11 protein-coding genes are annotated in these 21128 nt (G+C 50.7%); 5 read left to right on the plus strand and 6 right to left on the minus strand.

What is annotated here, in order from left to right:
• Positions 1–107 precede the first annotated feature (107 nt).
• From EL628_RS06035 to EL628_RS06060, 6 genes are all read right to left on the minus strand, one after another.
• Positions 108–1859 (minus strand): dynamin family protein, encoded by a 1752-nt coding sequence (locus EL628_RS06035; RefSeq protein ID WP_126579074.1) that lies wholly within the window; start codon positions 1857–1859, stop codon positions 108–110.
• Between the two features lie 210 nt (positions 1860–2069).
• The gene (locus EL628_RS06040) at positions 2070–3047 is read right to left on the minus strand and encodes a diacylglycerol/lipid kinase family protein (RefSeq protein ID WP_161975301.1); all 978 of its coding nucleotides are present in this window, start codon (positions 3045–3047) and stop codon (positions 2070–2072) included.
• A gap of 115 nt (positions 3048–3162) precedes the next feature.
• Complete coding sequence (gene alr, locus EL628_RS29730) at positions 3163–5802, minus strand: alanine racemase (RefSeq protein ID WP_161975302.1); 2640 nt, start codon at positions 5800–5802, stop codon at positions 3163–3165.
• Positions 5803–5915: 113 nt separating this feature from the next.
• Complete coding sequence (locus EL628_RS06050; RefSeq protein ID WP_126579076.1) at positions 5916–6242, minus strand: nucleoside triphosphate pyrophosphohydrolase; 327 nt, start codon at positions 6240–6242, stop codon at positions 5916–5918.
• A 224-nt stretch (positions 6243–6466) separates the two neighbouring features.
• Entirely contained in the window at positions 6467–7633 is a 1167-nt protein-coding gene (gene dprA / locus EL628_RS06055; RefSeq protein ID WP_161975303.1) for a DNA-processing protein DprA, read from the minus strand.
• Positions 7634–7643: 10 nt separating this feature from the next.
• Positions 7644–9143 (minus strand): peptidase MA family metallohydrolase, encoded by a 1500-nt coding sequence (locus EL628_RS06060; protein ID WP_126579078.1) that lies wholly within the window; start codon positions 9141–9143, stop codon positions 7644–7646.
• A 409-nt stretch (positions 9144–9552) separates the two neighbouring features.
• On the opposite strand from EL628_RS06060, the gene EL628_RS06065 reads away from it, so the two are divergent.
• The 5 genes from EL628_RS06065 (at position 9553) to dnaJ (ending at position 20891) form a co-directional block, all read left to right on the plus strand.
• Positions 9553–12579 (plus strand): transglycosylase domain-containing protein, encoded by a 3027-nt coding sequence (locus tag EL628_RS06065; protein ID WP_126579079.1) that lies wholly within the window; start codon positions 9553–9555, stop codon positions 12577–12579.
• Between the two features lie 352 nt (positions 12580–12931).
• A complete protein-coding gene (locus EL628_RS06070; RefSeq protein ID WP_126579080.1) occupies positions 12932–15751 on the plus strand; it encodes a transglycosylase domain-containing protein in 2820 nt (939 codons plus the stop codon).
• Positions 15752–16033: 282 nt separating this feature from the next.
• Positions 16034–17134 (plus strand): heat-inducible transcriptional repressor HrcA, encoded by a 1101-nt coding sequence (gene hrcA, locus EL628_RS06075; protein ID WP_126579081.1) that lies wholly within the window; start codon positions 16034–16036, stop codon positions 17132–17134.
• Between the two features lie 379 nt (positions 17135–17513).
• On the plus strand, positions 17514–19415 hold the full coding sequence (gene dnaK / locus EL628_RS06080; RefSeq protein WP_126579082.1) for a molecular chaperone DnaK: 1902 nt from the start codon (positions 17514–17516) through the stop codon (positions 19413–19415).
• Positions 19416–19745: 330 nt separating this feature from the next.
• Positions 19746–20891 (plus strand): molecular chaperone DnaJ, encoded by a 1146-nt coding sequence (gene dnaJ / locus EL628_RS06085; RefSeq protein WP_126579083.1) that lies wholly within the window; start codon positions 19746–19748, stop codon positions 20889–20891.
• Positions 20892–21128: the final 237 nt, after the last annotated feature.

Here is a 21128-nt window from a genome sequence, read left to right on the forward strand (position 1 = left end):
AAAGAGATGCGTGTGAACTATATGTGAACTATAAATGAAGGAGAACCTCGCTACCAGAGGAGCGCAAGCGTGCTCCTTGTTTCAACCATAAAGATACCCCACCGTGTTTACAGGGCCTCAATCTGAGTTTTCAGATCCAGGAGATCTTTGTTCAGTTGAGCCAGACTCTCCTGAGCCGTAGTGGTTTTCTGCTGTTCAGCGCGTACAAAGCGCGTATAGGGAGCGATGGCATCCTGGACGCGTTGGACAGAATGATTGAGCTCTTTCTGAAATTGTTCCTGCATGGCGGAAGAGAGTTTTGTCTGTAATTCCGTCATTTTATCATCAAAGGTATGTTTGGCCTGTCGCCGTTTGAGTGGAATAATGCCATAGCCCAGGAGCACCAGACCAAGGCCAGCGATAATACCGGTCACATCGGCTGCCAGAGTCCCCATAACGGCCACGATGAGAGCCCCCAATCCTAGACCTCCAGCGCTTGTGAGGGCAGCTTGAGCGACTGCGTTGCGCATATCCATTGAGAGCTGTAAGGCCTCTGCTTGCTGATCATAGCCTTGAATAACTATCGTAACGGTGCGTGAGACCGATTGGAGCAGCGTTCGACGATTAAAATCAAACTGTTTTCCGACCGAACCAAGCATTCGATCCTCTCGTTGAAGACTGACCTGACGTCGTCGATCCAGGTATTCCATCACATTCTGCCAGAAGCGATGTTCCTGCTCGACCATCCAATCAATGAGCTCTTGAACGGCCAGATCGATGCGGGCAGCACTATCACTTAAGACCTCACTCTCAAACTCTTGTTTGATTTTCTCTCCACGGACAAGGTCTAACACGCGGCGCAGGCGCATTGTATCATCGAAGAAGCGATCGCCGCGTGTGCGCATCTCCAAAATAATATTCTCAATCTCGCCCAGACGATGCTTAAAATCCTCTTGCATATCGGTGTGATAGAGTTGAAGCTGCTCATCAATTGTCTGGACAGTGCGAGCATCTTCGGCCAGGAGCTTTGCACGTTCTTCAATGGCATTGCGTGTCTCGCCCAGGATACGGTTCATCACACCGAGCGGGTTGAGCAATTTGAGACGGACACGTTCAGTTGCATCCAGCGTTTTGAAGAGATACTCCTCAAGCACTCCAAATTGACTGCTCTCCCATAATTTGAGTGCTTGATTGCCTACTGCCGAATGGACCTGTTCGGCCTGATAGGCCGAGACAGGGAAGATATCGGGTTCAAAGCCCAGTAGCTGTTTGCACTTTTCGCGAATAAAGGCGATAACCTGCTGAAGAGCATCATCATCCCGCAGGAGATCGATCTTATTCAGAATTATGATGATCTTTTTGCCCCATGTACGGATATGTTCAAGAAAGACCCGTTCACTCTGCGTAAAAGGACGATCAACCGAGGTCACAAACAGGATGAGATCGCTGCGAGGGACAAACTCTTCCGTAAGACGCTGATGTTCAAGCAGGACTGCATTGACGCCAGGCGTATCGACAATGCTAATATCGTGCAAGAAATCGGCTGGATAGCTGATCTCAAGCAGACCTTTTTCAGTCTGGCGTTGCTGTTGACTCTCCCCATAGCGCAGGACGGTCACCTGGTCAGTCGTGGGGATGACACCTTCAGCCAGAACCTCACTGCGCAAGAGAGCATTGATACTGGCCGATTTACCAGCGTTGAACTCACCCACGACAACGAGAAGAAAAAGATCATCCAGCGTATCAAGGACCTGTCGCAGGGTTGTTGCATGAGCATCAGAGCCCTCGAAACCAGCCAGGCTACCCTGGAGGACAGAGGCTAGCTGTCGCTCTTGCTGTAAAAGGAGCCGTTGTTGTTCCTGAAGAACTGCTTTTGCCATCGCACATTTCTCTCTTCCTGATCTCTTGAATGATTCATTCTATCTATGGGACTCTTCTCTGAAAATAAAGGTTGTATACCGGATGGCGAAACCCTTTTATGAAGGTCTACTCTATGATACGTTACAGGGGCTCTCATTGAAGCAATAGATCTAAGCTGAGGTCAGATCTATTGCCTGGAAGCGAAGCGTCTTCCGATGTGAGCAGGTATTTTACCGAAGAGTGAAAAGTTCTGATGGCAGTTGTTGTGGGACGATCACCTTTAAAGCCCCGGGAATGACCTTAAAGACCGTTGCCTCATCCTGCTGAGAGGTTGTGAACCCTTTGTAATCTCCATCGACCTGAATTGGTTCGGGATAGCGGGTATAGATTTTAACAACCTGTCCTCGTTCATAGCGAATCCATTGACGGCGCTGTTCGCGGCGCAGGAGAAAATCGAGTAGAACCACAATCCGTCCAAAGATGTTGCGTTTGAGAACGACACAAATATCCAGGAGTCCATCGTCGCATTTTGCCAGCCAGGTATATTTCAGGGCACCACCGTAGAGTTGAGTGTTGCCAATAATTATTTGCAGGGCATGCACCTTTATTGTTTTCCCATCGAGCTCAAGCATAACCTGAAAAGGAGAATGTCCAAAACCATACCAGGTGGCGATCAGTAAGTACCCCAGAACGCCAAGCCGTTTCAGCGGAGTCTGCTCAACCGCATGAGCCACAGCGCCATCAATACCAATGCCAGCCATGAGTAAGAAGTAGTGCTCATTGAGCTGGCACAGATCGATGGTGCGCGTCTGGCCATGTACAAGCACCTCGCGGGCACCAGCAAAATCTAACGGGATGCCGACCTCGCGAGCCCAGACATTCACTGTTCCACTGGGAATGACCCCCAGGGCAGTAGAGCTGCCAGCAAGCTCTTGAATCACTTCATTGATAGTTCCGTCCCCACCAATAGCAATGACAGCATCTATCTGTTCCTGCACAGCGGCGCGCGCAAATGTTCCTGCATTGCCAGCCTCTTGCGTCAGTTGAAGTTCAGCCTGCCAGCCATTTGTGCGGAGGTAGCTCAGTGTGTCAGCTATCTGCTGCTCATGGTGTAGATAGCTGCCACCGGCTGTGGGATTTGCAATGAGAAGCGCCCTGATTGGGCGTGTTGATAGGACTGAGATCTCTTCGGATGTGCCTTCTTGCATAACATTCCTCATTAACACCGACAAGAAAAACGATGGTCCATGCATTCCCTATCCTTTATACGAGCCTGGACGTCATCAGGTCAAGAAAATGAGGTGTATGATTGGAATGAGCGATTTAATCCACTCTTGGCACCCGCGCAAGCAGCTCTGCAACAACTTCATAGTTGATAGTTCCCAGACGTTCAGCGACTTTTTCAGCAGTAAGGGTTGCCTCACCCTGTCTTCCGATGAGAACGACCTCATCGCCAACGCGGACATGTGGAATATCTGTGACATCTATCATACATTGATCCATGCAGACACGACCCAAAATGGGCGCTTCTTGACCATGGATCAGGACATAGCCCCAGTTCTGGGGGCCGCGCCGAAAGCCATCGGCGTATCCAACGGGGAGGACCGCAATTTTTGTGGGTCGCGTGGTCCAATAGGTACTTCCATAGCTGATGCCCTCGCCAGCCGGAATCCATTTGACCTGCGAGACTTGCGTACGAAACGAAAGGGCCGGACGAAACTCACTGGGAACCCGTACTTCAGGGGATGGGTCCAGACCATAGATCGCAATGCCTGGACGAACAAGATCAAAATGGGCGGCTGTTAGACTCAGCGTGGCCGCACTATTGGCGGCATGGACAATGGGAGGGCGTAGGCTCTGCTCTTCTAATAGAGCGAGAATCTGCTGAAAACGGGCCAATTGCATCAGGGAATAGCTCTGATCGCTGGCATCGGCCTGTGCGAAGTGCGTATAGAGCCCCTCTAACTCCAGCCCGGGGAGAGCAGTAATCTCGCGGACAAGCGCAATAATCTCTTCAGACTGCTCCCAACGTATGCCAAGCCGTCCCATACCAGTATCAACTTTTACATGGACCCTGACCGTCTTATCCAGTTCCTGAGCGGCATGAGATAACGCTTGAGCGGCCTCGCTTGAATACAGCGTGATCGTCACGCCCAGCCGGATCGCCTCGCGCATCTGCCAGAGTGGCACATAGCCAAAGACCAGAATGGGAGCTGTAATATTTGCCTCCCGTAAGGGAATCGCCTCTGTAACCGTTGCCACGCCAAGCATACGGGCTCCATTGTGGAGCGCCGTTCGAGCCACCTTCACCGCACCATGACCGTAGGCATCGGCCTTAAGGCTAATAAGAATCTGTACATGAGGGCCAACAAGCGCTTGAAGATGGTGCGTATTATTGCCAATCGCATTGAGATCAATCTCAACCCAGGTTGGACGATCGGCATGGCGGAAGATCGTCTTTTTCCACCCAGGAGTCTGACGGACCAGACATTCAGATGCCTCCCAGGGACGTGCCAGTAACATCTCCGTCACCCGTTCCATTCGCGTCTCCTCTGAGCCTTTGATGAGCACAACGGCCTCAACCCCTGTGGGCAGGTTATCAAGGAGGTTGCGAACTGCCTGAGCCGCGTCTTCATGGCTTGATGTGAAGATAATACGTTCACTGTCTAAACCGGCCTGGAGGGCGGAGGTGGCCAGAATATCGGCAAGTTCTCCTCGCACAATGAGATAATCCACACATTCAGCCGCAACCGTTCCTACCACACGGTGTGCCTCCTCTTCATATGCGCCCAGATTAAGCATATCGCCCAGAACCGCAATGCGGCCACCTCCCTGTGCAGGTGTAAGCGCCTTCAACGTCTCCAGACCGGCAATCAACGAAGCTGGTGATGCATTATGGGTATCATCGAGGAGTCTGGCACCTTGTAGACCTGGCAGCGGAGAGAGCCGTCCCACAAGAGGTTGTAGCAGTTGGATAGCCAGGCTCGCCTCTTCAGGGGTAAAGCCACAGCGGATCGCGACTTGATAGGCTGCAAGCATTGTTGCACTAGCATGCCGTCCAAGGAGATGAGAACTGAGCTCAATCGTCTCAAGAGAGAGCTCTTGATCGTCCTCCGCAACCTGGAACTTCAGACCATCCCAATCAAGTTGTCGAAGACGTATCTGAACGGGAACTTCAGGATGAGAAGGCAGCGAGACAAAGGGTTGCAGATGAGTCTGTTGTTGGGGGGGATAGGTATTGACCATACTCTGGAGCAGCAGATCTTGATGATTATAGAAACAGTATCCATCTTTAGGCAAAGCGGTCAGGAGCGTCCCCAGTTCATTGGCTAACTGATCCAGTGAACCAAAGTACTGAAGCTGAACAGGCTGGATATTGGTGAGCACCCCCATCTGAGGCTGTACCAGATGGCAGAGCTCAGTAATCTCCCCCGGATGATCACAGCCCAGTTCTAGCACTGCATAGCGATGCTGCTCTTCCAGACGACCGAGAGAGAGTGGAATCCCCAGCAGGTCGTTATAGTTTTGCCAGCTCCGAAAAGTTGGATAACGGGTGGAAAGCACGCTGGCAATAGCCTCTTTCGTACTGGTCTTCCCCACGCTTCCAGTGACAGCAATCACCGTAGGTTTCCAGCGTGCCAGAATAAACTGTGCATACGCCTGGAGGGCCAGGCGGGTATCTTCAACCACCACCAGAGCACAATCGGAGGTCTGGAGAGTCGTGAGCATCTGTTCAGAGAGCTGAGAAAAGGTGCGAGCCTCCAGTAGCAGACCACCGGCCCCCTTACGAAGAGCATCGAGCAGGTAGTCATGACCATTGCCACGTTCGCCCCGTACAGCAACAAAGAGCTCGCCCGGCTCTAATTGGCGGGAATCATGGCTAAACCCTGTGAATTGAGTTGCGGTGCCAGCGTTCTGTAGGGCTCCCCGTGTTGCTTGTAAGAGATGATCAAGATAGATCATAAAACTCCCCTGACATATGAGCTAACAAATTCTCTCATATAAATATAGACCATGACAGTCTATCGACTATTATTCTCTCTGTTCTGGATAATGGATAGTTATAGAGTCGCAGCTTATGGATTCGTGCGTAGCAGTCGGATGCGCTGATTAAAGCTTCCGCGCTCGCTGCGGCGCTGAGCCTGAACGCGTCTGATTGTCTCGGGGGAGAGCCCATAGCTGCTGATCAGTGCATCGAGCACTTCATAGATATCGGCCATCTCAATTAGCATCTGTTCAGATGTAGCCACCGCCAGTTCACAGGCCTCTTCAATTAATTTTTCGCGCAGGGCTTGTTGATATTCATTATCGTCAGCTATGACAACTGTCTCACAGGTCGAACCATTCTGTTGAATGATGGCTGGAATACGATCGCGTACTAATTTCATATATTCTGTTGGCATCGTTGTGGAACTCTCCCCGGTTTAAAACAGGCTAAAAACACTGGATGATAGCATATGGTACCGCATCTACTGCTGACTAATTCAAGCGAGCAGACAATAAAAATGTGCTACCATTCACCATACCTGCTGAACAGTAACCTTGTCAATTGTCAGAACAATTGACCCAGGGCTTTATAGTTCTTATAGAAGAGACAATGAGAAGAGACAATGAGCCAGGAAGAGGTTCACCCCGAGGCATACTGCATAGTACCGACCATGCGTACCATGCCTTTAAGCTCCATGATAGTTAAGGTGGCGGAGACCACTTGAGGCTCCAACTGTGATTCTCTGATCAGGTCATCGATATGGAAGCTCTCCCGAGCAAGGAGATTGAGCAGGATGCGCTCTGCATCATTTTCAGGGATGAGAGCCTGCATCTCACTCTGTTGTGGAAGCATATAGAGGTTGAGATTGCCCAGAACATCATCGATCTGAGTCACAAGGTGGGCACCATTTTGCAACAGATGATTGGTGCCACTGCCTGAGGCGGCATGGATCTGGTGAGGGATAGCATAGACCTCACGCCCCTGGGAGAGGGCCAGATTAGCGGTAATAATCGCCCCACTTTTTAGAGGGGCCTCTGTCACCAATACACCAAGCGAGAGGCCAGAGATAATATGATTGCGAGCTGGAAAATTCTTGCCATCTGGTTTGACCCCGAGCGGAAAGGTGGTAATCAGAGCACCCTGGCCGGACTCTACGATACGTCTGGCCAGATGATAATTTTCCTGTGGATAAATAGTATCCAGTCCACAGGCCAGAACAGCCAGGGTACGCCCTCCTTCTGACAAGGCCGTCGTATGGGCCACCGTATCCACTCCAAGAGCCAGACCACTTACCACCGTCACATGGCTTTTGACCAGCCCCTGGCACATCTCCTGTGTCACCTGACGACCGTATGCTGACATTTTGCGTGTTCCAACGACGGCAATACTATAGCGCCGATCATCATCCGTCAGGTTTCCACAGAGATAGAGGATTGGAGGAGGATTCTCCATCTTTTTCAGCAGTGGTGGATAGGCATCATCCTTCCAGGTGAGTATCTGGATACAACGAGCCGTGAGACGCTCTAATTCTTGTTCTGGATTGATCTTTGTCCGCTGCTGGAGAAAGCTATCGATCGTCTTCTGATCCAGCCCCTCAATCTGTGCCAGGGTTTTGCTATCAGCGCGCCAGGCAAGTTGAGCATCATCTGCAAAGTAGTCGAGTAAGCGTTTAAAGCGGACCGAGCCAATTCCCAGGACCCGGCTAAATGCAATCCAGTGAGCGAGTTGCTCAAGCGATAATGTCTGTGATGGATAATAGTGGGCTGCCGCATCATACACTACCATCTTCTGCTGTCGTTTGCCCATAGATCTGGTTTTACTCCTGTATCTCTGGTGGTGGAACGGTTCTATCGTGATAAGGTGCATCAGAAAAAGGATCTGAAGACTGCGCATAACTGGTAGGAGATTGATAATCGAAACTTTTCCAACCAGGTGCTGTATAGTACTGCGGTGTTGCAGGAAGCTTCGTTGCTAAAAAGGCATTCCTGAGCATCTGCTCGGCCTGTTGGGCCTGCCGCAGCGCCAGACGCTGTTGAAAGAACAGCGTAAGATAGCCCATTAAAGGAAGAAAAATGAGCATAAGCGAGAGGAGCGTCATCATTGGTGCGTTACTATCGGTGATACTGACCGAAGAGAGCGGGATTGGCTGTGTAACTGGCTGATCGAGAGCCTGGAGTTCGGCGGGCGTGAGCGTTGGAGGAAGCCCTAGGCTCAGATGCCAATCATTCTCCATTCGTTGAACCGTCGTGCCCAGCGAAGCTTTGAACGCATCCTGGAACGTTGTCGTTTTGGATGCTGTATGCATGGCCTGCATAAAAGACTGCATTCTGGTCTGACCAAAGGTCGTGTACATATGGTTCAGTAGCTGCCAACTCTGGGCATAGGCGAGATAGGCCTGATCGCTATCGTTTGGAAAATCGTCGGTAATGGTATTGAGTTTGAGGAGCTGATTGTGGGCCACCGCATCTTTATAGCGTAGCTCCATCTCGGACTCATGGTAGGTCTGATTATAGACGGCTAGCCCTTCGTCGAACCAGAGGGGGACGAGCGAGGCTGAGAGATTTTGATGGAAGATCAGATGGGTCAATTCATGGGGCATATCGCGGATCAGGTGATTGGAACTGGTATCCTCTACGACAATACTGGTCTGATTCAAGCGAGGAAACGCGATCCCACCAGCCCACTCATGAGCATCCGGAGGCAAAGAGCCATGAAAGTCGTCAGTAGAAGCATAGACCCAGACATCGATAGGAGAGGTTAGCCCAACTCTAAGTGTCGTGTGAATCTGCTTGACCGTCGCCATGACCTGTGAGAGAAGTGTCTGCCCAAACTCACCTGGACGATTATACCAATTCACTTGTACCTGATCTTGAGTGAGATGCAGCCAGTTAAAGCGGGAATCAATCACCTTAACGTTCTGCATACTTCCCGTAAGCGTCTGCCCGGCAGCATCCCAGACGATCCAATAGTATGTTACTTGTGTATCGGCTGGCGTAAAGTGATTGGTTATCAGATCATCGTGCCAGGAGAGATGAACCGTTGAGGCAGTGGTATCTGGTTTAACAACGTGCTGTTCTGCAAAACTCCCACCATCATATTTAATGAACAGCGTTGCTTGAGTGATTGATCCATGTGCATCCTGTGCGCTCAACAAGAAATCAATCGCTTTGGGAAAATCGACCGTTGTTGTTTGAGAAGTAATAGTTATTGGTGAATCTGCAGCCTTAGCAGAAGTGGTTGAGAGGAAAGAGAGAAGCAGACCGATGCAGAGAAAGAGTAGCCAGAGCCGTAAGACGTGAGCGCGCCATAAGAACATGGAAAAATCTCCTCATCACGATTTATGAATATCAATTCTTATTGTACCTGATTTTTGAGCATTTTGCTGAGGTTTTTAGTACCTTGGATAGGGGCTAAGAGACCTATCCATTTGGGTTTGCTAGCAATCACCTAAATGGGTAGTTACGTTAACGTGTGTCATTTTATCCGTTCTGTTTAGTAGGATTTGCTCTCCTGTATAACTTAGTGGGGCGAAGAGGCGGGCGGGGATGGATATGAGATAGAAGAACTCACAATAGATATTCTTTCCAATGGAGAATTGGAGTATGAGGAAGAATATTTCAGACAGTAACATATGTAAGGAGCAAGCACAAAATACCTATGCATCACAGAGTGCGGCCCAGACAGGCAAAGGGTCTTCTCAGTGGTAAATAAAGGATGATGTTTCTATGAATAACACAAATCAACAGCCTCCTAATGACAATAATAAGCCAGATCAAGAGCAAGCAGGCCCGCCGCCACGACGGACAGGTCTATTAAGTAACTATGCGCAACAGAGTGCAAAGCAGCCCACTATGCAGCCTGGCTCTACGCCACAGCCAGCGGCTAGCGAAAAGAGCGAGCAGCCACGCAAGACAGGGCTTTTAAGCGGATATGCTCAGCAGAACGCCACCCCCCCACCTGTGACAAATCATGGAGGAGCCAGCCCCATAAACCCGGCTCCAGGCAAATCCTCGTTCCAGTCGCCAGCGCCTGTGCCGCCCATGGTTCCGCCTGTTAGCCAGGGAGCGCCACGGAATGGAGGATTATTATCCGGCCACCGTCCAGCAAACAGCTTTGTCTCCAATACGATGCAGACCGTACGTAGCTGGTCGGGTAAATTAGCTGCGGTGGCTGGTTATAAGCCTGAACCACCCGCTCCTGAGATGGAGCGCTATCACTCATCGATGCCCATGGCTGGAAGTTTTGGGGCTGCCCAGGGGGCTCAGCCGCAGTATAAAAGCACAAGAAAGCCCTGGAAGCGTTCGCGCACCACGCGTATTATTCGACAGATGCGCAATCGCCGCGAGCGCTGGAGCAAAAATGGGCCAGCAACGAAGATCTGGAGCGGAATTGCCATCGCTCTCTTTCTGTTGCTCGTTGTCACCAGCTTCTCCAGTACAGCCTATGGGTATACCTATTATCAGAATCAACTGCCCCAATTACAGCGCCTTGCAGCTTCGCAGATCTCACAGACCACGCGTATTTATGATCGCAATGGTGTCTTGATCTATGATGTATCTGACGACACAGGGCGTCGAACGCCAGTCAGCTATCAAGACATCCCGCAGGCGCTTCAAGATGCTCAGGTGGCAGCCGAAGATGGTTCGTTTTGGACCAATCCAGTGGGCATTAACCCACAGGCTATTGTGCGTTCTGCTCTGACCCATTATGGTGGTGGTAGTACGATTACTCAGCAGGTAGTCAAAAACTTATCTCATAACGAAGATGCGAGTATCCAGCGAAAGATCCCTGAGGCCGCCATGGCGATTGGATTAACCCAGGAATATCCCAAATGGAAAGTGCTGGAGATGTATTTTAACGTGGCTCCCTATGGTTCTTTGAACCTGGGTGTTGAGTCGGCAATTCAAGATTATTTTGGTTTGCAGCCACAATGTGATCAGAACTTCAAATGTGTACCAGCTGTTGCCCAGCTTGATCTTGATACAAAGACCAATAAGCATGATCCTCTTCTGGGTCTGGCACGAGCCTCGCTCCTGGCGGGTATTCCACAGCAGCCAGTGGCATTTGACGTTTCTCAAGGGGCGAAGCAGCAGAAAGCGGCCTTTGCGCGTCAGGATTACGTCTTAAATCAGATGCTAGGGATGACTGAGCCGGGCATTGGCAAGATTACACCAGCAATTGTGAGTAAGGTTGAAGATATTACCACCCACATGACGTTCAATCGCTATCAGCCTACGAGAAAAGCGCAGCACTTTGCAAAATGGATTAGTGGACAAGTCGAGGCAGCGCTGGGGAATGGTGATACAAATGCCGGAACAGGGGCCTTTCTCACTGGCGGATTTAATATTCGCACCACATTAGATATTAATCTGGAGAACTATGCTGAGGCTGAGGTAACGCGGCATATCACTCAGCCTGAAATCCAGCAGTTCCAGGGGCATCGCTATTTAACGCTGAATAAAGATGATAATCTGCATAATGCAGCAGTGGTGGTCATGAACTCCAAAACAGGAGAAGTCCTGGCGATGGATGGCGCGGTAGACTACAATGATCCCAGTCTTCAGGTCGCTGGTAACTATAATATGGCGACCGAGCCTCGCCAGCCAGGTTCAACATTCAAGCCCTTTGTCTATGCAACCGCCTTCCAGATGGGATTGAATCCAGGAACTGTTTTGCCAGACTTCCCCACCTATTTCCCGAACGGTCTGGGAGCAGGAGCGGGCATTCCACTGACTCCAGACGAGCTCAATAATCCAAGGCCAAATCAAGCTTACCGACCAAGCGATTATGGCGGTGGTTTTAATAACCTGCCAACCACCATTCGTATGGCAACTGCCAATTCTTTTAACGTTCCTGCGGTAAAAGCTCTTCAAATAGTGGGACTCGATAATATCACCAATACTGTAGCGCGTCTGGGTCTCTTAGATGATGTGAAGACTGATGCAGCGAAGCTAGATCCTCCCTGTGCTACGAATGTGATTGCGACCAGCCCAATCAATTGTTATGGTATGTCGCTTGTACTGGGTACAGCCGAAGTTCCTCTCGTCAATATGGTCAATGCCTATCAGTCTTTTGCCAATCAGGGCCAGAAGGTTCCTGCACAGGGTGTGCTGGATATCTGGGACAATTATGGTCACAACCTCTATCATTTTGATCCAGCGGCAGTGAAAGGACAACAGGTCTTCTCGCCTCAGGTCTCTTATATGATGACCTCGGTCCTGATGGATGAAGTGGATCGTGCCCGCGAATTCTTGGATGACCATGACCTCTCGTTCACGGATCGTTATCCCGTCTGTGCCAGCGACTACCTGGCTCGCACGTGTCCTTACCAGGTGGCAGCTAAAACTGGAACGACAGATAGCTTTAAAGATAACTGGACGATTGGGTACACGCCGAATGTAGTTGTAGGGGTCTGGGCTGGTAATACCAACCAGGAGCCTATGAAAAAAGGCGTGGTTGGTATCACAGGAGCCGCCCCTATCTGGCATAGTGTGATGGAATATGCCTCAAACGGCTGGTGTGGTCAGGATCGCGATGGGGTTCCCTGTCCAGAGGTCGATCGAGCGAAACTGAATCTGGGGGCTACCGCTCAATTCCCAGTTCCTGATGGCATTTCCTTATCCTGTGGTCTGAATAGTTACAACGGTCTTCAGGGATCAGGCGCACCGTGTGACTGGGTCATTAATGGCCAGACACCGTTGCAGAGCGGAATGCCGCCCGATCCTGCAAAAGATCCCGCCAAGCAGGGGTAATATTCGGCACATTGACGATTACCAGGGTTGCAGCTATGATGGTGAGCATTATAGTTGCAACTCTGCGTAAGAGAGAGCTATCTAACATAGAGCGTCAACTCTCGCGTAAGAGAGAGCTATCTTACAGATAGCGTCAAATATACATTGTCGTGAGGAAGTTGGGCAGGGTATTGTTTTGTGTGTTCCCTCTCTTTTGTTACAAAAAATAATAATTTGTAAATCGTATGATTTAAATAGGAGTTCGGGCTGGATGTCGTTGGCGCAGGAAGAGAGTAAGCCGAACGTGATAGGCACAGGGATGTGTATGAGCCAGATAAGGGCAGCATCTTCTGTGTAGATAAAAGGAAGAATTATGAGTAATTGGTCCGAGCCACCTCAGCCGCCCTATGAAGAGAAGCAGTTGCCTTTTGAGAACAATCCATACAAGGGAGAGATTGCGCCTATTCCTCAGGGGTCACAGGCGGTAAATCCAGTGCAAACGGGTCCTCAGGGGTCATCTGTACCGTCTCCCATTCCGGCCCGTCCACGAGGTCAGGGAGGGCTACATCCTCAAGATCCTGCAAAGCTTGTCACAAATACCCTGGATTTGATGAGGCGCTGGTCGGGCAAGATGGCTGCGGTGGCAGGTTATCAGCCTGATGCTGTTGAGCCTCCCAGGGAGCGCTATCATCCACCAGCGCCTCGTCCTTCTTCGGTGCAGAATAGCCAGCCTGCGGGTCATCTGGCGCGACGAAGGTGGCGTCGTTCGCGTACGACCCGGATTGTGCATCAGATGCGCCATCGGCGTCATCGTTGGCAGGGCCGTAGACAGAGCGTCACAGCTCGGGTCTGGCTGGCCCTTGGCATCGCCGTGATCGTACTCTTCTCCTTCAGTGGTGGTGGAGCGGGCGCTTATGGCTATAATTATTATCAAAGTCAGCTTCCTCAAATGGAGCGGTTAGCTAATTCCCAGATCTCGCAGACGACCCATATCTATGATCGCAATGGCGTCTTGCTTTATGACTCTTATGATGATCTCTATGGTCGGCGAACCCCAGTTGCCTATAAAGATCTCCCCCGGGTCCTTCAGGATGCCATGACCAGTACCGAAGATAAGACCTTCTGGAGCAACTATGGTCTTGATCCATTGGGAACGATCAGAGCCTACGCTGATAATAGCGGCGGTGGTAGCGGTCTTGCTCAGCAGTTGATTAAGCAGCTATCGCATAACGACGCCCCTACCTATCAGCGCAAAATCACAGAGGCAGCCATGGCCATCGGCTTAACCCAACAATTTAGTAAGGCCAAGATCATGGAGATGTACTTTAATGTCGTCCCCTTTGGCAATCATGATCTTGGGGTTGAGTCAGCCGTTGAAGAATACTTTCATCTCATGCCACAGTGCGATGCCGCTTTTAACTGTGTGCCAGGTGTGGCGCGTTTAGACTATGAGAGCGATGCCAATCCGCACAACCCTGTTCTTGCCCTCGCACGAGCCTCTCTGCTGGCTGGTATGCCGCAGAAACCAGGTTATAATGATCCTACTGTCAATAAGGATGCGAAAGAGCGAGCCCTGGCCCGTCAAAAAGATGTCTTGAATTTGATGATGGTCAATGGCGTTGAATACAAACCTGGCAAACTTATCACGCCAGCCATCGCCAAACAGGCCGAAGATCTGACCGCCCAGATGACCTTTGTGCCCTATCAGAAGCTGGGCCTTGCGCCGTACTTTGTGGACTGGGTTATCAGCCAGATCGAGCAGTCGTTGGGCCCAGATGGGGCCACGATCTTCACCAATGGTGGTTTTAACGTTCGGACCACCATTGATATCAACCTTGAGAAATACGTCGAAGATGCCGTCAAACGTCATCTGACGCAGCCTGAGTATCAACAATTCCAGGGAGGGCGTTATCTTACTCTGAACACAGACGATAATGTGAATAACGCAGCTGTTGTTGTCATGAACTCAAAGACAGGTGAGATACTTGCGATGGATGGGAGCCTGGACCGCAACAGTACCGATGTGAGAGTTGGCGGTTTGATCAACATGGCCACATCGCCGCGTCAGCCGGGTTCAACCTTTAAACCAATTGTCTATTCCACCTCGTTTGAGATGGGCTGGTATCCAGGTATCGTCTTACCCGATATTGAGACCTACTTCCCAAATAAACTGGGTCCAGGTGCGCCTGTGCCCCTAACACAGGCCCAGAAAGACAAGCAAGATCCAGATTATGCCTGGGCACCGCCGGATTATATGCAGTCGTACCATTCCTATATTAATCCAATGACCATCAGAACAGCGACTGCCAACTCATTTAACGTCCCGGCCGTCAAAGCCCTGCAATTTGTGGGCCTGGATAATGCCGTCAATACGGCAGAGCGAATGGGCCTGGAAACTGCTTTAAAGAAGGATGCACTCGCGCATAACTGTGCCAGCCCGACACTGAGCGAATGCTTTAGCATGCCTTTCGTTTTAGGAACCGCTGGCGTGCCTTTGCTGGATATGACCGGTGCTTATCAGGTCTTTGCCAATCAGGGGAGCCGTATTCCGCCTCAGGGAGTGCTGGACATCTATGATAACTATGGCCATCATCTCTATCATTATGATGCGCCAGGGGCGAAAGGGGACCAGGTTATGTCTCCACAGGTCTCATACATGATGACGTCGGTACTCTCAGATGAATATGCGCGACATTATGAATTTGCGGGAGATAGCGATCTCTCATTTACCGATCATGACAGAGCCTGCGGCTATCAGCACTCTCCCAATAACTACCAGGGGTGCACCTATCAAGTGGCTGCGAAAACGGGAACCACCGATGGCTTTGTTGACAACTGGACCATTGGATATACGCCGAATCTGGTCGTAGGAGTCTGGGCTGGCAATACTAATGCAGAGCCCATGAATCAGGGCGTAGTTGGTATCACTGGTGCCGCCCCCATCTGGCATAGCGTCATGGAGTTTGCTGCCAATGGATGGTGTAATACGGATACTGACCAGATCCCGTGCCCGCAGAATGTGAATCGAGCGGGCTGGAATCTAGGATCGGCGACCCAATTTGCCCAGCCAGATGGACTGGTCTGTGCCCCATCATCGGGCTATAACGGCCTTCAGGGCTCAGCAGGAACATGTGATTGGATGCTGGCGGGCCAGCAGCCACAGCAGGCTGGAACGCCACCAGCCAGGAACTAAGGCGTAAAGAGATCCAGAGCGACCATACTGAAGAAGGAGCGAGCCAGACTGAAACAGCCTGGCCCTCCTTCTTTTACTTTTGGGGCAAAGATCTAATGGCGCTCACAAATCGCTTCCAAGCGAGCGGAAGGACTTGACAATCCCCTGTTGAGAGTGCTATGCTTTGTTTGCAGTCTCCGGGTGAGACTGCTAGCAATCATTGTTGACAGATGTTGTATCATCCTAGCAGGTTAACCAGAGCCCGTCCAGGAGATACACAGGACCAGCGAGGAAAGCCAGGACATGACAGCTTTAAGCCCACGCAAACAGCAGATACTGCGTGCGCTGGTGGAGGAATATATCCACAACGCGACCCCAGTTGCCTCTGAGACGCTTGTGCGTAAATATGCATTACCGTTCAGCTCAGCTACAGTGCGTAACGAACTGGCCGGACTGGAGGAAGCCAACCTGATCCATCAGCCCCACACATCTGCCGGTCGTGTTCCTACGGACCTTGGGTACCGGTTTTTTGTTGAGCATCTTATGCAGGAATCGGCGTTAGCGCTTGATGAGCAGCGGCTGATCCGTCATATGTTCTATCAGGTTCAGGATCAACTGGACCAGTGGGTACGGCTGACGGCCTCAGTGATGGCAAGGCTTCTGAATAGTGCGGCGTTGATGACCCCTCCGCGTTCAAGCGAGGGAAGGTTTAAGCATGTCGAAGTTCTTGCCGTCACCGATCTTTCGGCCCATATGGTCGTTGTATTGATGGATGGCACGATTCAACAACAAAGACTGCTGTTAGACAATCCAACACAGCAAGAAGAGCTTAGTGCAGTTACCGCGCGGCTCAACCCCCTGTTTCAGGGAAAAAGTGCGCTAGAAATGAACGATGTCCTGATCTCGTATGATCCTGGTCCAGTCGAGAGGATTGTGGCCAACTCCCTGATTCGCTTACTGGAACAACATGCAGAGATGTCTGGAGACAGCTTTTACAGTGAGGATGTCTTTAATTTCTTAGACAAGACGGGTTATCAATCTTCGTTCCGTCCCATTGATGAGGATGAGCGAGGCGAGCGTATCCGAAAGGTCATTGAAGAGTTAGAGCATAAACGGGTGGTAAGGGTCATGGACGATCTGGAGCAGAAACGCATCTTACCAGCCCTGGCCACACAGCTCGCAGCAACCGATGGTGTGCAGGTCATCATTGGTGGTGAGAACCAGTGGGATGAAATGAAAGATGTCAGTCTGGTTCTAGCGCGTTATGGACAACAAGGCAAAGTGGGTGGCATGCTGGGAGTAGTTGGCCCAACGCGGATGCAATATGGCCGAGCTGTGGCTGTCGTCCGTTATATGGCGCAAGTCATGAACGAACTTCTTGCAGATGTGTATGGATATGAATAATTCCCTGGAGGGAGACCTCCATTGAGCAGATCCCGGCAAGTCAAAGACAAGCCAGCGATAAGTCAGAATAACTGAGTAGTACACATAGATAGGGTAGTAGAAACAGGCACTACTACTCTCAAAAAAAGCGGGTAGTAGAGCTATAAAGTGAGTAGTAATACGGTAAATCAGGCGCTACTACTCTCAAAAAAAGCGAGTAGTAGTGCTATAAAGTGAGTAGTAACACTATAAATCAGGCGCTACTACTCTCAAAAAAAGCGAGTAGTAGAGCTATAAAGTGAGTAGTAACACTATAAATCAGGCGCTACTGCTCTCAAAAAAAGCGAGTAGTAGTGCTATAAAGTGAGTAGTAACACTATAAATATAGTAGGAGGCAACTGTGCCAAAAGTTATCGGTATTGATCTAGGAACTACAAACTCATGTGTTGCTGTGATGGAAGGTGGAGAACCTGTCGTTATTCCAAATGCTGAAGGTGCGCGTACAACACCATCCATTGTGGCAATCAACAAAAATGGTGAGCGTCTGGTTGGTGAGGTTGCCAAGCGTCAGGCCATTACAAATCCAGAGAACACAGTCTATTCGATCAAGCGCTTCATGGGTCGTAAATTTGATGATCCTGAAGTTGACCGCGACAAGCGCCTGGTGCCCTACAAAGTGGTTCGCTCGAATATTGGCGACGCCTGGGTTGAGGTGCAGGGTAAGACCTATAGCCCACCAGAAGTATCAGCAATGATTTTGCAGAAGTTGAAGGCTGATGCAGAGGCCTATCTGGGTGAGCGTGTGACCCAGGCTGTGATCACCGTACCAGCGTACTTCAATGATGCTCAGCGTCAGGCGACCCGCGATGCTGGTCGGATTGCTGGTCTGGAAGTACTGCGTATCATCAACGAGCCAACTGCGGCTTCGCTGGCGTATGGTCTGGATCGTAAAAAGGACGAGCGTATTGCCGTGTATGACCTTGGTGGTGGTACCTTCGATATCTCGATCCTGGAACTGGGCGATGGCGTTTTTGAGGTAAAGAGCACCAATGGTGATACCCATCTGGGTGGAGATGACTTTGACCAGCGCATCATCACATGGCTGGCCGACGAGTTCAAGAAGGAGCAGGGCATTGATCTGCGCCAGGACCGCATGGCGGTTCAGCGTCTGAAAGAGGCTGCTGAGAAAGCGAAAAAAGAGCTCTCGAGCTCGATGCAGACTGAGATTAATCTCCCCTTCATCACGGCTGATGCCAGTGGTCCAAAGCACCTGGCGATGAATCTGACCCGCTCGAAGTTGGAGCAGCTAGTTGAGGATCTGGTCGAGAAGTCGCGCATTCCTGTGACCAAAGCTCTCTCAGATGCTGGCGTACGCCCTGGTGATATCCAGGAAGTAGTGATGGTTGGTGGACAGACCCGCATGCCTGCTGTGCAGACGCTTGTTCGCCGTATCTTCGATCGCGAGCCAAACCGTGGTGTGAACCCTGACGAAGTGGTCGCTATCGGTGCTGCGATTCAGGCTGGTGTCTTAACGGGCGATGTGAAAGATGTTCTGCTGCTGGACGTGACTCCATTGTCCCTTGGTATTGAGACCATGGGTGGTATCTTTACCCGCTTGATTGAGCGCAACACGACGATCCCAACCCAGAAGAGCCAGGTCTTCTCTACTGCCAGCGATAATCAGCCAAGCGTAGAGATTAATGTCCTGCAGGGTGAGCGCGAGTTTGCTAAGGACAACCGTTCGCTGGGTAGCTTTATTCTGGATGGTATTCCACCTGCCCCACGCGGTATTCCGCAGATCGAAGTTACCTTCGATATCGATGCCAATGGTCTGGTGAACGTCTCGGCCCGTGACAAGGGGACTGGTCGTGAGCAGAAGATCTCCATCGTGCCTGCCAGCGGTCTGTCGAAAGATCAGATCGACAAGATGGTACATGATGCAGAGGCCCATGCTTCCGACGACAAGCGCCGTAAAGAAGAGGTCGAGGAGCGCAATCTGGCTGATAGCGCCGCCTATCGTTCAGAGAAGAGTCTGGCCGAGATTGGTGATAAGATCTCGCCTGAGCAGAAGAGCGAGCTTGAAAGCAAGATTGCTGATGTACGCACTGCTCTGTCGACGGACGATGTGCCACGCATCAAATCGGCTCGCGAGGCTCTGGAGCAGTCCTTCTACAAGATCAGCGAAGCTATGTATCGCCAGAATCCTGGTGCTGCTGGCGCTGACTTTGGTGGACAGCCAGAAGGCGGCCAGCAGGCTCCAACTGGTGATGATCCCATTGAGGGCGAGTATAAAGAGATGTAGTTGCTGAGAGAGGCTTTCCAATGGCAGCGCGCTGCTCGGGAGGCCTCTCCCAGATACGGGTGCCAGAAACAAACGATCCTGGCATCCGTTTTGTTAACGCTTTCTGCCAGGCCCCCGAGTGGGCTATGCATATTGCGTATCTCAAGTATTTTGATGTAATCTTAACTCATAATGGCGTAAAATGCTTTATCCCCCGGTTGGAATTGCTTAATGTTGGAAAATGCTTACATTGGGTCTGAGGGGGGCGTGGCAAAGATCACGCATACACTGTTTTTTGTCCAGTAGCGCGGATTAGTTCGCGCCCTGTTTCTGATGGTAAAGGACCAGCGAATGGCCGCAAACAAAAGAGATTATTATGAAGTGCTGGGTGTCTCCCGCAATGCTACCGATGATGAAGTAAAAAAGACCTTCCGTCAGCTTGCGAAAAAATTTCATCCAGATACAAATAAAGAGCAGGGAGCGGAAGCCCGCTTTATCGAAATTAATGAAGCGTATGAGGTCTTAAGCGATCCGCAGAAGCGCGCGGCTTATGACCGTTATGGGCATGCCGGGGTTGGGGCTGGTGCCGGAGGTGGTGCTGGCTTTGGGACCGACTTTGGAAATTTTAGCAGTATCAATGACCTCTTTGAGACCTTTTTTGCAGGCTCGTCTGGAACTCAGCGTCGCTCTGGTCCTCAGCGAGGTGCCGATCTGCGTTATGAGCTGACGATTACCTTTGAGGAAGCCGTTTTTGGGTGCCAGAAAGAGATTGAGCTGCCACGCTGGGAGACCTGTGCAAACTGTCGAGGTAATGGTGCACAGCCCGGTACTTCTACTGCTCGCTGTACCTCCTGTCAGGGAACAGGCGAGATTCGCAAGGTGCAGCAGTCCATCTTTGGTCAGTTTGTCAATGTGACGATGTGTGAGCGCTGTCGCGGCGAAGGCCGTGTCATTACCACGCCTTGCGAAAAGTGTCGTGGTCAGGGTCGGGTACGTAACAACCGTCGCGTGGTGGTGAATATTCCAGCTGGCGTTGACGATGGAATTAACGTACGTGTGACCGGTGAGGGCGAGGTGAGCGCCCGTGGTGGCACTCCAGGTAACCTCTATGTTGTTCTGACTGTGAAGCCTCATCAGTACTTTAAACGTCAGGGCAATGATATCCTCTATGAACTGCCCATTAGCTTTACACAAGCAGCTTTAGGTGATGAGGTAGAAGTTCCAACGGTAGATGGCAAGTCTACGATGTTGAAGATTCCTGCTGGTACTCAGAGCAGCCGTTCATTCCGCCTCAAAGGCATGGGTGTGCCTGTCGTCCATAGTAGCGCTCGTGGCGATCAGCACGTTGTGGTTAAAGTGGTGACCCCCACCAGCCTGTCTGCTGAGCAGAAGCGCTTACTGGAAGAGTTTGCCCGTCTCGAGAATGAACAGAATGAGCACAATGGCAAAAACCCGTTCCGCGATTCTTTTGAGAAGATCAAGGATGTCTTTCAATAAGTCTGGTACCACGATAGCCTCTCAATAGATGATAGAGGCTTACAGCATAAAAAATGACCCTCTTTAGCGAGAGGGTCGTTTTTTGTGCTCTTTTTAAGACTACTCAAAAAAAGATCTCTTCCAACGTTACTTATAGTGACGAATTGTGTTCTGTGATCTCAGTGTAGATGGTGCTTATTCACGGTGTGAAGAGGTGTATTGATAGTTGACGAGATCCACATTCACATGACCTGAGAT

Source organism: Tengunoibacter tsumagoiensis (genome assembly GCF_003967535.1).
Classification (GTDB): Bacteria; Chloroflexota; Ktedonobacteria; order Ktedonobacterales; family Ktedonobacteraceae; genus Tengunoibacter; species Tengunoibacter tsumagoiensis.

Excerpts from the sequence above, each read along its gene's own strand:
- EL628_RS06035 (WP_126579074.1), bottom strand. The coding sequence starts at position 1,859 with ATGGCAAAAGCAGTTCTTCAGGAACAACAACGGCTCCTTTTACAGCAA.
- EL628_RS06040 (WP_161975301.1), bottom strand. The coding sequence starts at position 3,047 with ATGCAAGAAGGCACATCCGAAGAGATCTCAGTCCTATCAACACGCCCA.
- alr (WP_161975302.1), bottom strand. The coding sequence starts at position 5,802 with ATGATCTATCTTGATCATCTCTTACAAGCAACACGGGGAGCCCTACAG.
- EL628_RS06050 (WP_126579076.1), bottom strand. The coding sequence starts at position 6,242 with ATGCCAACAGAATATATGAAATTAGTACGCGATCGTATTCCAGCCATC.
- dprA (WP_161975303.1), bottom strand. The coding sequence starts at position 7,633 with ATGGGCAAACGACAGCAGAAGATGGTAGTGTATGATGCGGCAGCCCAC.
- EL628_RS06060 (WP_126579078.1), bottom strand. The coding sequence starts at position 9,143 with ATGTTCTTATGGCGCGCTCACGTCTTACGGCTCTGGCTACTCTTTCTC.
- EL628_RS06065 (WP_126579079.1), top strand. The coding sequence starts at position 9,553 with ATGAATAACACAAATCAACAGCCTCCTAATGACAATAATAAGCCAGAT.
- EL628_RS06070 (WP_126579080.1), top strand. The coding sequence starts at position 12,932 with ATGAGTAATTGGTCCGAGCCACCTCAGCCGCCCTATGAAGAGAAGCAG.
- hrcA (WP_126579081.1), top strand. The coding sequence starts at position 16,034 with ATGACAGCTTTAAGCCCACGCAAACAGCAGATACTGCGTGCGCTGGTG.
- dnaJ (WP_126579083.1), top strand. The coding sequence starts at position 19,746 with ATGGCCGCAAACAAAAGAGATTATTATGAAGTGCTGGGTGTCTCCCGC.